The organism is Pseudomonas sp. MWU12-2029 (genome assembly GCF_023242425.1).
Taxonomy (GTDB): domain Bacteria; phylum Pseudomonadota; class Gammaproteobacteria; order Pseudomonadales; family Pseudomonadaceae; genus Aquipseudomonas; species Aquipseudomonas kribbensis.
Window position 1 is genome coordinate 309,852 of sequence record NZ_JALJDY010000001.1, and the last position, 12,203, is coordinate 322,054.

Annotated in this window: 12 protein-coding genes; 3 read left to right on the forward strand and 9 right to left on the reverse strand. The window is 61.2% G+C overall.

Annotated features, from left to right (window positions below):
* Nucleotides 1-1,230, reverse strand: coding sequence for a hypothetical protein (locus M5B44_RS01460; protein WP_248738027.1), 1,230 nt, complete (start codon nt 1,228-1,230; stop codon nt 1-3).
* Between the two features lie 50 nt (nt 1,231-1,280).
* Nucleotides 1,281-1,730, reverse strand: a complete 450-nt coding sequence (locus tag M5B44_RS01465) for a YcgN family cysteine cluster protein (protein WP_003222605.1) — start codon at nt 1,728-1,730, stop codon at nt 1,281-1,283.
* 282 nt (nt 1,731-2,012) lie between these two features.
* Here M5B44_RS01465 and M5B44_RS01470 point away from each other — a divergent pair, with 282 nt between their 5' ends.
* Nucleotides 2,013-2,606 carry a nitroreductase family protein gene (locus M5B44_RS01470; RefSeq protein WP_007958056.1) on the forward strand — a complete coding sequence of 198 codons (594 nt, stop codon included), beginning with the start codon at nt 2,013-2,015 and terminating at the stop codon, nt 2,604-2,606.
* A gap of 51 nt (nt 2,607-2,657) precedes the next feature.
* Here M5B44_RS01470 and M5B44_RS01475 read toward each other — a convergent pair whose 3' ends face one another.
* The 4 genes from M5B44_RS01475 to M5B44_RS01490 all read right to left on the reverse strand — a co-directional run bounded on the left by M5B44_RS01475 (nt 2,658) and on the right by M5B44_RS01490 (nt 6,895).
* Nucleotides 2,658-3,590, reverse strand: coding sequence for a D-2-hydroxyacid dehydrogenase (locus tag M5B44_RS01475; RefSeq protein WP_085710268.1), 933 nt, complete (start codon nt 3,588-3,590; stop codon nt 2,658-2,660).
* Nucleotides 3,591-3,696: 106 nt separating this feature from the next.
* Nucleotides 3,697-3,990, reverse strand: coding sequence for a YcgL domain-containing protein (locus tag M5B44_RS01480; RefSeq protein WP_085703814.1), 294 nt, complete (start codon nt 3,988-3,990; stop codon nt 3,697-3,699).
* A complete protein-coding gene (gene rnd, locus M5B44_RS01485; RefSeq protein ID WP_085710266.1) occupies nt 3,987-5,120 on the reverse strand; it encodes a ribonuclease D in 1,134 nt (377 codons plus the stop codon). The genes M5B44_RS01480 and rnd overlap by 4 nt, the downstream gene beginning before the upstream one ends.
* 131 nt (nt 5,121-5,251) lie before the next feature.
* Nucleotides 5,252-6,895: a phosphoethanolamine transferase gene (locus M5B44_RS01490; protein ID WP_248738028.1), complete on the reverse strand. Its 1,644-nt coding sequence runs from the start codon at nt 6,893-6,895 to the stop codon at nt 5,252-5,254.
* A 308-nt stretch (nt 6,896-7,203) separates the two neighbouring features.
* On the opposite strand from M5B44_RS01490, the gene M5B44_RS01495 reads away from it, so the two are divergent.
* Nucleotides 7,204-8,388: a cyanate transporter gene (locus tag M5B44_RS01495; protein ID WP_248738029.1), complete on the forward strand. Its 1,185-nt coding sequence runs from the start codon at nt 7,204-7,206 to the stop codon at nt 8,386-8,388.
* A 213-nt stretch (nt 8,389-8,601) separates the two neighbouring features.
* A complete protein-coding gene (locus tag M5B44_RS01500) occupies nt 8,602-9,537 on the forward strand; it encodes a LysR family transcriptional regulator (RefSeq protein ID WP_085710261.1) in 936 nt (311 codons plus the stop codon).
* Nucleotides 9,538-9,540: 3 nt separating this feature from the next.
* Here M5B44_RS01500 and M5B44_RS01505 read toward each other — a convergent pair whose 3' ends face one another.
* The 3 genes from M5B44_RS01505 to M5B44_RS01515 form a co-directional block, all read right to left on the reverse strand.
* Nucleotides 9,541-9,906, reverse strand: coding sequence for a 5-carboxymethyl-2-hydroxymuconate Delta-isomerase (locus M5B44_RS01505; protein ID WP_134825796.1), 366 nt, complete (start codon nt 9,904-9,906; stop codon nt 9,541-9,543).
* Between the two features lie 53 nt (nt 9,907-9,959).
* Nucleotides 9,960-11,168 carry a low temperature requirement protein A gene (locus M5B44_RS01510; protein ID WP_248738030.1) on the reverse strand — a complete coding sequence of 403 codons (1,209 nt, stop codon included), beginning with the start codon at nt 11,166-11,168 and terminating at the stop codon, nt 9,960-9,962.
* 63 nt (nt 11,169-11,231) lie between these two features.
* Nucleotides 11,232-12,152: a LysR family transcriptional regulator gene (locus M5B44_RS01515; protein ID WP_248738031.1), complete on the reverse strand. Its 921-nt coding sequence runs from the start codon at nt 12,150-12,152 to the stop codon at nt 11,232-11,234.
* Nucleotides 12,153-12,203: the final 51 nt, after the last annotated feature.

Here is a 12,203-nt window from a genome sequence, read left to right on the forward strand (position 1 = left end):
CTACTGAAGCAACCCGGAATCAAGCACCTTGGACGACTCGCCGATGACACTCTCGGCGAGTTGCACAAACGCCTTGGTATCGACCGTCCCCAAATGCATCGCCCCGCGCAGCACATCATCCAGCGAGCGCTTGTTGCGGGTCTTCAGACGGATCTCGCGATCCAGCTCCTGTAACAGCAGAACCGCTTTGGACACCTGCGCCGGGCTGATCTGCTCGCCGCGCAACGTCGACACCTTCTGGCTGTCCTTCGCCAGTTTCACCTGATACGCCTGATATCGTTCGTCGCTCATGCCACCAGCACGGCGCACCAGTTCGACGGCGTAATACTCGGCGAAACCTTCCTTGATCCAGTCATTGCGCTGCTCGTCGTTGATCCGTCCGAACACCTGCGCCAGCTCGCGGACCAAAGGGCTGCTACCGCTCTCGCTGACCAGCGGCAACCGCGTGTTGAGGTAGATTGATTCCCGCGCCGCCAGGCTGCCGCGCCACATCGGGTCGTTGGCACCGACAATCAGCAACTTGGTCGGGTGGCGGGGAAACACCGCTTGCACCTGCGGCCAGACGAACGTCAGCAGCGTCAGCACGTCCATCCGGCGCATGCCCTGCCCTTGCGGCGACGCCACGGTGACTTCGGTTTCACCCAGCCGCGTGCGGCGGCTGCCGAGGTGCCCGGCGAGCATCCAGCCCGTGGGCCGGTCGAACAGACGGGACGGATTGTCGATGCGGAATTTGTTCTTGCCGATGCGCGGCCAGGCGGTTTCAACGCTTTTCCAGCCGTCGGGCAGTTCGAATTGCAGGCGTGAGACCAGCTCGATGCCGTCCTGCTGATCGAGCTTCGCCGGCGGCACCAGTTCATCGCCGCGCATCAGCGCCCAGGTCGGCGTCATGCGGGTGTCGAAGCTGCCGTTCTTGCGGCCATGGCTGATGCGTACGCGGTAGGTCAGGCTGGCCTTGTCCGCCGCCGGGCGCCACACGCCGCGAGCCTGCTGACCCGGCGTCAGTTGCCATTGGCCGTCGGCCTTGAAGTCGCTGTAGTGGCTGCCGTCGCCGAGGTCGAAATCCAGACTGCGCACGGCCTCGCCCTTGGCCAGGGTCAGGCGCACCTCGGCCTGATCGCTTTGCGGCAACAGGCGCACGTGGTAATCCAGATCGACCTTCTTTGCCGCCCACACCGGCGCGCTCAGCATCAGCAGTCCGACGATCAGCGTCCGGCACAATCCCACAGCCATACACACTCCTTGTTGAAACTCGATCCTCGAGGCCTGGATCCTCGAGGGGCTTAGCCGGCGCGGAAAATCAGGTGATCTTCCCAATCGTCTTCCGGCACGCTGCCTTCGGCGAGCATGCGCCCGGACTGGGAAATCCGCTCGTGGTGCACGGCGTCGCGATCACCGCAGACCAGGTGATGCCACAACGGCAGATCCTTGCCTTCGCTGACCAGTCGATAACCGCAGGTCGGCGGCAGCCATTTGAATTCTTCGGCCTGGCCCGGGGTGAGCTGGATGCAATCCGGAACAAACTTGATGCGGTTCGGGTAATCGCTGCACTGGCAGGTTTTCAGGTCCAGCAGTTTGCAGGCGATACGCGTGTAATAGACGCTGTTGTCTTCTTCATCCTCGAGCTTCTGCAGGCAGCACAGGCCACATCCGTCGCACAGCGATTCCCATTCCTCGTGATCCAATTGATCGAGGGTTTTGCGTTTCCAGAACGGTTCGACTTTGGCGGCCATGGCTCAAGCATCAACATCAGGTGGTGAAAAGGCCGCCAGTCTAGTGCCCAGGGCCCCGTGGGCCAAGCGCTGGCGACTGCCGGTTGTGCAGGGCTTGTCAGTTTTTGCGCGGCCAAGTAGCTTTGCCGTTCTCAAGAAGCCCTGGCTGGATGCCATTAACGCTCGACCGCGTTGCATTCCGGTGAACTGCACGGCTTCGGATTCAACCCCCATCGTTCAGCCCAACTGATCCCGCCGGGTTTTGCTTCAAACCTATCCTCAAACGTAGCAAGGAATCTCTCGATGAGTGCCAACCCTCGCGTTGCCGAATACGCCATTCACCCGCAGTTCACCGATCGCTGGTCGCCCCGCGCCTTTACCGGCGAAGCGATTTCCGAGGAAACCCTGCTGAGCTTCTTCGAAGCCGCACGCTGGGCGCCATCGGCGTACAACTCGCAGCCGTGGCGTTTTCTCTACGCCCGTCGCGACACGCCGAACTGGGAGCGTTACCTGGGCCTGCTCAACGAATTCAACCGCAGCTGGGCGCAGCACGCTTCGGCACTGGTGATCGTGATTTCGAAAACCACCTTCACCGCACCGGGCGCGACCGAAGAAACACCGGCGCTGTGGCACACCTTCGACACCGGTTCCGCGTGGGGCCATCTGGCGCTGCAAGCGAGCCTGAGCGGCTGGCACACCCACGGCATGGCCGGCTTCGATCAGGAGCTGACCCGCAAGGAGCTGAACATTCCGCAAGGTTATGCGCTGCACGCCGCCGTTGCGGTGGGCAAGCTGGGTGACAAGGCAACCCTGGCGGATTACCTGCAAGCGCGGGAAACGCCGAGCCCGCGTCGTCCGCTGAGCGAGCTGGCGGCTGAAGGCGACTTCACCCTGTAAGCCACACCAGTGATCGTTCCCACGCTCTGCGTGGGAACGATCTCGAAGGACTCAGTAACCGCGTGCGAAATCCACTTCCCCACGCAACGCTTCGCCCGCCTGATACGCCCGCAAGTTATCCAGAAACAACTGCACCATCATCGGCGGCGAGGTCGGTGCCGAGCTGTGCCCGGTCAACAGCAAACCCCAAGCGGTCCAGAACGGATGACGCTGCGGCAACGGTTCCTGACGGCAGACGTCGATCACCGCGCCGGCCAGATGGCCTTCCTTCAGCGCTTCCACCAGATCCGCATCGACCACCGCCACACCGCGCCCGGCGTTGATGAACAACCCGGTCGGCTTGAATTGCTTGAACAGCGCCGCGTCGTAAATGTCGTGAGTGTGCTCGGTGTTGGGCAGCAGATTGACCACGTAATCCACTTCACCCACCAGCCGTGGCAGGTCAGCCATCGAACCGACTTCGACAAACGGCGCCTGCTCCCGGGCGCTGCTGGCGATGCCGTACAACTCGACGCCGAATGGCCGCAGGAACTGCGCCACGCTCTGGCCGATATCACCGGTGCCTACGATCAGCACCTTGCGCCCGACCAGGCTCTGGCCGGTGCGATTGTCCCACTTGCGCTCGACCTGGCTCACCAGCCGCGCCAGCACTTCGCGCTCGTGACCGAGCATGTAGGTCAGCACGTACTCGGCCATCACCTGACCGAAAATGCCGACCGCCCGGGTCAGGCGGTAATCCCGGCGCAAGCCGTCGGCCAGCAGCGGCGTGATGCCGGCCCAGGTCGATTGCAGCCATTGTGGCTGGTGGCCCTGACGCAGCAGGGTCGCCAGCAGATCCGGCTGCCCCAGCCACACCGGGCAATCGACGGCCTGGCGAGCCAGTTCGGCGGAGTCACCGCTGGTCAGCACTTCAAGCTCCGGGGCCGCCTGACGCAGCAGCCGGGCGTATATCGCGTGGTCGTGTTCAGCAATCAGAACGCGCATCTTCAAACCTTTCGCAAACCGTGCAGACGGCCGCCCACTTCGTGGCAGTCGTCGCCGTAAAAACAGTTCCAGGGATTACAAGAGGCCCGGGACCGGGCCTCGCAGGTCAGACCGGATCGTTGCGTCGCAGCAACTCTTCCGGCAAGTGCTCGATGTACTCTTCCTCGGCCGGCGGCATCTGCAGGTGGTAGCCCTGCTTGTCGAGGTTCTCCAGGACGACGGCGATGTCTTCGCTGGCCAGCTTGCGCTCGGGGGTCAGCACCAGATCGAAGGAATGCTTGGCCTTGCCGAACGCCGCCATCAGGCCTTCCGGCACACGCTCCAGCGCATCACTCTTGAGCACGTAAAGGTACATGCCGCTTTTCTTCGAACTTTGGTAAATGGAGCAAATACGTTTCAAGGCTGTTCTCCGGCAGTGGCCAGGCTGTCGAGCAGCTTCTGGCCCATCAATTCGCGGCGCCAGCCACGCAGCGAATCAGGCAATTGGTAAGGCCCCTCGGGGAAGCCGCTTTTGACCAGGGCTTCGAGGGTTTTCTTGCGCAGCATCAGTTCCGGCGCGATGCCCAGGCGTTCAGCCTCGGCCTGGCCCAGGGCGCGCAGTTGCTTGATCAGCGCGGCAGCTTCGATCGGCAACGGCTCCGGCACGGCTGGCGGCCACTGATCAGGCCCCACACTGCCAGAGCGCTTGATCAGATCAAGCAGAAACTCGCCGTCCTGACGCACGGTACGCGGATGCATGTCTTCGATCTTGCCCAGCGCACTGAGGTTGTCCGGTTGCGTGCGGGCCAGCGGCCACAACGAATGCTCACGGACGATACGGTTGCGCGGCAGGTCGCGGGCGCGGGCCTCGCGCTCACGCCAGGCGCACAGCTCGCGTAGAACGGCGAGTTGCGCGCGGGACAGTTTCCACGCCAGCTTCGCCTCGCGATACACCTCGTACGGATCGGTCTCGCGACGCAGGTTGGCGACCAGTTCGGCGCCGTCCTCCAGCACCCAGGCGTATTTGTCGTCGGACAGTTTCGGACGCAGTTGTACGAAAACTTCCGCCAGATGCACGGCATCTTCGGCGGCATAGCTGATTTGCGTGTCGGACAACGGACGCTGCAACCAGTCGGAACGGGTTTCGCCCTTCGGCAGTTCGATGCCGAGCACTTCCTGCACCAGACGCGAATAACCCATCGAGAACCCGAGGTTCAGGTAGGCCGCGGCCAGTTGCGTGTCGAACAGCGGCGCCGGCAGGCTGCCGGTCAGGCGCAGCAGGACTTCGAGGTCTTCGCTGCAGGCGTGCAGGACTTTGAGCACCGCCGGGTTTTCCAGCAACGCCGCCAGCGGTTGCCAGGCGTCAATGGTCAGCGGGTCGATCAGATAGGCGCGTTTGCCGTCGCCGACCTGCAACAGACCGGCAATCGGGTAGAAGGTGTCGACCCGCATGAATTCGGTGTCGAGGGCAACGAAAGGCAGCTGCTGCCACTCGGCGCAAAACTGCGCGAGGCTATCGTTGTCGCGAATCCAGTGAATATCGATGGCCACACGGCTCTCCCTTCAAGAATGGCGCGCAGTATATATCGCCACCGGCGCTTTCCGCGCCTGTGCAGGGCAAGAGCGTTGATGAAATCTCCTGCCTGCCAGCAAGAATAGTCTTACAGAACAATTCCGACGGATCAGTCCTTGGCCAATACGCCGTCGATGACCGCACCCCGGCAACCGGCAAACAGATCCAGATCGTGCTGATAGACCTTGCTCTGCACTTCCAGCAGACCGAGCATCGAATGGAACAGGTTGTCCTGGCTCAACGGTTTGTCGCGGCTCAACTGCAGGCAATGGGTGTCGACCGAGTAGGACTTCTGATAGCTGTCGGAGAACCACGCCAGCATCGCCACATGTTTCTGTTGTTCCGGCGCCAGCATGTACGGCGTGCCGTGCAGGAACAGGTTGTACTCGCCCAGGGACTCGCCGTGATCGGAGAGGTACAGCATGGCGGTATCGACTTTTTCCTGATTGCTGCGCAAGACATCGATCAGGCTCGACAGCACATGGTCGGTGTACACCAGCGTGTTGTCGTAACCGTTGACGATGCTTTCGCGGCTGCAATTGTTCAGCGCGTTGCTTTCACACACCGGCGTGAAGTGCTCGTATTCCTTGGGATAACGCTTGAAGTATTCCGGGCCGTGGCTGCCCATCTGGTGCAGCACCAGCACGGTGTCCTTGTCCAGGTGATCGATGAAACTCTGCAGGCCTTGCAGGAGGATTTCGTCGCGGCATTCGCTGTTGGCGCAAAGCGCCGGGTCTTTCAGGTTGCTGACGTCCTGCAGGGTGACGCGATCGCAGGTGCCCTTGCAGCCCGACTGGTTGTCGCGCCAGATCACATCGATGCCGGCGCGCTTGAGCACGTCCAGCAGCCCTTCCTGATTCTTCGCCTTGCTGGCGTCGTAATCCTGGCGACTCATGTTGGAAAACATGCACGGCACCGAGACCGCAGTTTCCGTACCGCAGGAATGCACGTCGGTGAACGCGATCAGGCCGGCCTCCTTGTCCAGTTTCGGCGTGGTGTCGCGGTTGTAGCCGAGGATGCCGAAGTTCTCCGCCCGGGCACTTTCACCCACCACCAGCACGGTCAGCGACTTGCGCGGACGGTTTTGCAGTGCAGGGTTACGCTGGGCGTCTTCGCCGATCTTGATGAACGGTTGCCGGGCGGAAACCACCTGCTCACGCAGATAGCCGGCCGATGCGCCGATGTAGTTGCTCGGCACCAGCATCAGGCGCAATTCGTGGTGGTTGCGAAACAGCGAAGACAAGCCCTGATAGTTGACCAATGCGACGCCACCAATAACAGCGACCGATGCTGCACATACCACAACTTTGCTTAATAATTCTCGGTGCCAGCGACGATATTCAACGGGCAACTTCCACAACAACCACGACGGCAATACGCCCAGAAACAATAGATAGGCGAACAACTTCAACGACAGCAGATCACGAACTTCCGTGGCATTGGTTTCAGCGAAGTTGCGAAACATGCCGGCGTCAATCATCACGCCATACTGACTCATGAAGTAAGCCACACCGGCACTGATCAGAAACAGCGCAGTCAGCACCGGTTTCAATACCGGACGAAACGCCAGAAAGGTCAGCACGATGTTGTAGGCCGCGAAGATCATCACCCCGAACGCTATGCCCATGGCGATGCCGTCGGCAGCGGTAATCTCGAGGAGATGTTGCCAAAGTACGAAATTGAATCCGATCAAAAGAAAGGCGCTGGCAAACAACGTCACCCATTCCGGGCGCACGGCTTTTAACTTCAACATATGAGGGGGGCTATTTCCTGAAAAGAAGCGCCGTGGCCAATTGTGAAAACTTCATTGACCCGGGCAATGAAAACTCTACGTAGCCCCCCATCAATTTTTTGTGAAAAAGAAGCCAACGATTAGTTGGCTCATGAAATAACCATGAAATCCGGACATTCGTCAGGTGTGATTCAGTAAAAATTACAGCTCGCTTCGGCAGAGGGCACGGGAGGCGAATCGACTTTTTAAATACCCCTCGGGATTTTCTGATTTGCCCGCCCCCGCACCACACCCGCCTAATCGACAGCCTCTGATTCAAAGGTCTGAAGATGGAAAACGTTCGCGCCACTGCCCGCCCCGCCGTCTGGCTGATGCTCGGCATCGTCCTTGTCGCCCTTAACCTGCGCTCGTCCATGGCCGCCGTCGGGCCTTTGCTGTCGGCGATTCGCGGCGATATCCCACTGAGCTTCAGCCTGGCATCGCTGCTGACCATGCTGCCGGTGATGGCCATGGGGCTGGCGATGTTTTTCGGGATCGGCATCAGCCAGCGTCTGGGCGAGCGGCGCACGGTGCTGCTGTCGTTGTTGATCATTGGTGTGGCGACCCTGTCGCGGCTGTTTCTCGACTCGGCCGCGCAACTGATTGTCAGCGCCGTGCTCGCCGGAATCGGCATCGCGCTGATTCAGGCGTTGATGCCGGCACTGATCAAATCGCGGTTTCCCGACAATGTGGCGCTATGCATGGGGCTGTATGTCACGTCGATCATGGGCGGCGCCGCGCTGGCCGCTTCGTTCGCGCCTCGGGTGATGCTCGGTACCGGCAGTTGGCGTGCAGGGTTGGCGATCTGGGCGGTACTGGCGCTGATCGCCTTGTTGTTCTGGTGGTCACAACGCGATGACGCACCGCCCATCGCAGCCAGTGCAGCGAGAAAAGAGGCCTTCTTCACCCATTCCCGCGCTTGGTTGCTCGCCATCTTCTTCGGTCTGGGGACGGCTTCCTACACCTGTGTACTCGCGTGGCTGGCGCCGTACTACGTGGAAAACGGCTGGAGCGAACAGAACGCCGGTCTGCTGTTGGGTTTTCTGACGGCCATGGAGGTGATTTCCGGTCTGGTGGTTCCCGCTATCGCCAACCGCAGCCGTGACCGGCGCCTGGTGCTGGGCGCCCTGTTGGTGTTGATCATTGGCGGATTCTGCGGCTTGATCCTCAGCCCGCAACATCTGAGCCTGTTGTGGCCGTGCCTGCTGGGTCTGGGAATTGGCGGGCTGTTCCCGATGAGCCTGATCGTCTCCCTTGATCACCTCGACAACCCGCAGCGCGCCGGTGGGCTGACCGCGTTCGTGCAAGGCATCGGCTATCTGATTGCCGGCCTGTCGCCGCTGCTGGCCGGGGTGATCCGTGATCGACTGGGCAGCTTCGAATGGGCCTGGTGGTCGCTGACGGCTGTGATGGTGGTCATGTTGCTGATCGTGCTGCGTTTCGACCCTCGACAATACCCCCGGCACTTTCGCTGATCGGGCGTTGTGCACGGTGCTTCACCCCTCTGGCTAAAGGCTTCTGGCCATCTTTTACCTGATCGTTTTGACACGTCGTATTACTAAAACTTTCTGTCCCACAACTGTCCGTGAAAAATCCTACAGGGCTTTCTCCTGGCACCATCGTTCCGTTACGATCATGCGCACACGTTTGCGCGGATTCGGCGCAAGGAGCACAGCGAGACAGAACGGATGCTGAACAGTAACTTGCTTAGAAAGCTCGATATGCAGGATCTCATGGTGTTTGTCGCCGTGTATGAGCAAAGCAGCGTCACCGATGTGTCGGAGGCGCTGTTTGTCAGTCAGTCCACCGTCAGTTACTGCCTGAAGAAACTGCGTACCAGTTTTGAAGACGAATTGTTCGTCAACACCCGCACGGGCATGCGCCCGACCTACAAGGCCAGCAGCATGTATGGCCATGTGCAGAAAATCCTCGAAAGCATCAACCTGTGCCACGCCGGCGCCCCGACCTTCGACCCGATGGCGCAACCGGTGACCTTCAACATCTGCGCCCCGGAATACTTCGAGCAACTGATCCTGCCGCGCATGCTCAAGCGTTTCGACTTCGACGATCTGCCGGTGATGGTCAACATGCACAAGTTCGAAACCGACGTGCCGGCGCAAGAGTTGCGCGATGGCAGCCTCGACCTGGTGATCTGTTTCGGCCCGCACTTTCATCGCAGCCATACCGACCTGAAATCGCGGATGTTGCTGGAAGATGATCTGGTGTGTGTCTTCGACAAACGTGCGACGCCGCTGGAGCCGCGCCTCAGCCTGCAAGCCTTCACCGAACGCCGGCATGTGTTCCCGACGCCTTGGACCTCGACCACCAACATGGTCGATGGCTGGCTGGCGCGGCAGGCGCAGAAGCGCCAGATCGTCGCCCGCTCCAACAGCTACAGCGCGGCGTTGAAGATGATCACCGGCACCGATTTCATCCTCACCCTGCCCCGGCGGATCCAGCGCTTGCTGACCAACGACGCGGTGTTCAATCACTGCGAGGCCCCCAATGGCCTGCCGGGGTTCACCCTCGACATGCAGTGGAGCCACAACGTCGACCAGGACAGCGCCAACCTCTGGCTGCGCGAGCAGGTGATCAAGACCTGCGCGGAGCTGGAGGCGGCCTGAGTCTTACACGCCGATGGCGACTTTGCTGTAGGACTCGCGGTCGATGTCGAGCAGTTCCACGCTCAACTGCACTTCGACACCGGCCGGCCACTCGCATAGGTCCTGCAGCACCGCCAACAGGTTTTGCGAGAGTTGCTTCTTGATCTCCGGGGAACGACCACTGAGCAGCGCCAGCCTCACCGCCACAAAGGCCCGCTCGCTCATGGCGGTGCCGACCTTGAAGGTTTCGACCTTGACTGCACGGCTCTTGATATCGAATTCCGCCGCAAACTGACCGGAACCCACCAGGGTGTTGTTGAGCCGGATCAACGCCACGTCGGCGTTCAGTTGCGGCAGGTTGGCGGTGTATTCCAAGTGCAGGTGTGGCATCGCAAGACTCCAGTCGGTCGGCAGAAAGGCCGTACATATAACACAGCTGCGCCCTACTCTCCTGCGGCTTTTTCCGACACAGGAACGGGAAGCTCCCGACGCAGTGCCAGGGTTTCCCAGATCGCCACCAGCACCACGACTGCCGTGGTCAACGCGCCCAGCGCCAAGGCCGAAAACCAGTGATTCAGCGCCGGCGGCAACAGCAGCATGAGCATCACCAGCCCGAATACATGGGACAAGGGTGGAAACGGTCGGTCAGCCATGACCCACTTGAACAGCGCATTACCGAGCAGGAACAGCCATGGCCCGGCGATGATCACGACAATGCCGGAATCGCTGGCATGATCCGGATGCACCAGCACCAGTTCATCGGCCACCGCGCTGACGATGACCCCGGCGACGATCAGCACATGCAGGTAGGTGTAGGCGATTCGCGCCTGGCGCCCGGGGTCGGCGGAATGAGCGATACGGTGGTGCGCGCGCTCCGCACCGCTGTCGAAGTACACCCACCACATGGCGATGCTGCCCAGCACTGCCACCAGAAACGCCAGCAGTCCATCGCGGCCCGGAACCAGCTCGGCAAAGGTCGCACCGGTCACCAGCAACGACTCACCCAGAGCGATGATCACGAACAGCGCGCAACGCTCGGCCATGTGATTGCCTTCGACGTTCCAGTCGCTCAGTGACGAACGCCCCAGCCCCGGCACCCAGAAATACAGCGACGGCGAAATCAGTTCGATCAGCAGCGCCAGCGCCCAGCAAAGCAGTCGCTGCTCGCCTTCGACCAACGCCCCGCCGATCCAGAACACCCCGGACAACGTCAGCCACGCGAGGATGCGCTGGAAGTTGCGCGTCATGTTCAACGACTCGCCGCGTACCGCCCAGATCGCGAACAGCGTGCGCCCGACCTGCATGAACACGAACGCCGCCGCGAACATCAGGCCGCGTTCGGTGAATGCCTTGGGAATCGAAGACGAAAGCAGCAAACCGGCGATCATCAGGCCGAACAGCCCGAGACGCACCGGCAGTTTTTCCGGGTCGAGCCAGTTGGTGATCCAGGACGTGAAGATCCACACCCACCACACCGCGACCATCATCAGCGTCACCTGCACCGCATCGATAACCGACAAGTGCGCGAGCAAAGTGTGGGACAGCTGAGTCACGGCAAACACGAACACCAGATCGAAGAACAGCTCGACCATGCCGACCTTGCCGCTGTCGAGACTGCCGCGCCCACGCAGCAAACCACGGGAAATGCTCATGGGGTCCAGGCTCCACCGAGTTCAGGTGTACTCAGCAAAGCAGCCGGACAACGGCTCGGCAAGTCAGAGCGGCGAGTGAGGCCGCTCACTCATGAATTGCTCCAGCCGCGAACGCAGCCAGCGCTCGGCCGGGTCGCTGTCGACATGGCTGAGCCAGACCATCGACAGGTCGAGCGTCGGGGTCTTGAACGGAAACGGTTCCTTGAACAACAGGCCCGAGGCGGCCATGGCTTCGGCGGTGTAGTCCGGCAGGCTGGCGATCAGATCGGTGCCGGCCAGCAGCGCCGGCAACGAACTGTACTGCGGCACCGACAACACCACCTGACGGGTGCGACCGAGGTCCGCCAGCCACTCATCGGCGTAGCCACTGACATTGGCCGTGTGGGAAACCAGCACATGGGGCCGTGCGCAATATTCGTCGAGGGTCAACGGGGTGGCGGACTTGTCGGCACGCAGGATGCTCGGCTGGATATGCCGCAGCAGCTTGCGCTTGGCATTGGCCGGCAGGCCACGGGTCTGGCTGATGCCGACAGTGATGTCGCCAGCGGCCAGCAGATCGGGAATCCGCCAGTAATCGACATGCTGCACCACGAACACCACGTTCGGTGCTTCCTGGCGCAAGGCGCGCAACAGCGGCGGCAGCAGACCGAACTCGACGTCGTCCGACAGGCCGATGCGAAAGGTCATGGTGCTGACGGCGGGATCGAAATCACGGGTCAGGCTCAGCGCCACCGATAACGAGTCCAGCGCGGGTTTCAGATGGCGATAGATATCTTCGGCGCGGGCCGTCGGTTCCATACGATGGCCGACGCGAATGAACAGCGGATCGTTGAGCATGGTGCGCAGACGATTGAGTGCCGAGCTGATGGTCGGCTGACCGAGAAACAGTTTCTCGGCGGCCCGGGTCACGTTGCGTTCGAGCATCAAGGTCTCGAACACCACCATCAGGTTGATGTCGGCCTTGCGAAGTTCATTGCGGTTCATCCATTGCCCCCCTGTCCCCGGATTGCGGGCAGTGTAGAAAGCCCCGCCGAT

Bases quoted from the DNA above. Each gene is read 5' to 3' on its own strand.
- M5B44_RS01460 (WP_248738027.1), bottom strand. From the start codon at position 1,230: ATGGCTGTGGGATTGTGCCGGACGCTGATCGTCGGACTGCTGATGCTG.
- M5B44_RS01465 (WP_003222605.1), bottom strand. From the start codon at position 1,730: ATGGCCGCCAAAGTCGAACCGTTCTGGAAACGCAAAACCCTCGATCAA.
- M5B44_RS01470 (WP_007958056.1), top strand. From the start codon at position 2,013: ATGAGTGCCAACCCTCGCGTTGCCGAATACGCCATTCACCCGCAGTTC.
- M5B44_RS01475 (WP_085710268.1), bottom strand. From the start codon at position 3,590: ATGCGCGTTCTGATTGCTGAACACGACCACGCGATATACGCCCGGCTG.
- M5B44_RS01490 (WP_248738028.1), bottom strand. From the start codon at position 6,895: ATGTTGAAGTTAAAAGCCGTGCGCCCGGAATGGGTGACGTTGTTTGCC.
- M5B44_RS01495 (WP_248738029.1), top strand. From the start codon at position 7,204: ATGGAAAACGTTCGCGCCACTGCCCGCCCCGCCGTCTGGCTGATGCTC.
- M5B44_RS01500 (WP_085710261.1), top strand. From the start codon at position 8,602: ATGCTGAACAGTAACTTGCTTAGAAAGCTCGATATGCAGGATCTCATG.
- M5B44_RS01505 (WP_134825796.1), bottom strand. From the start codon at position 9,906: ATGCCACACCTGCACTTGGAATACACCGCCAACCTGCCGCAACTGAAC.
- M5B44_RS01510 (WP_248738030.1), bottom strand. From the start codon at position 11,168: ATGAGCATTTCCCGTGGTTTGCTGCGTGGGCGCGGCAGTCTCGACAGC.
- M5B44_RS01515 (WP_248738031.1), bottom strand. From the start codon at position 12,152: ATGAACCGCAATGAACTTCGCAAGGCCGACATCAACCTGATGGTGGTG.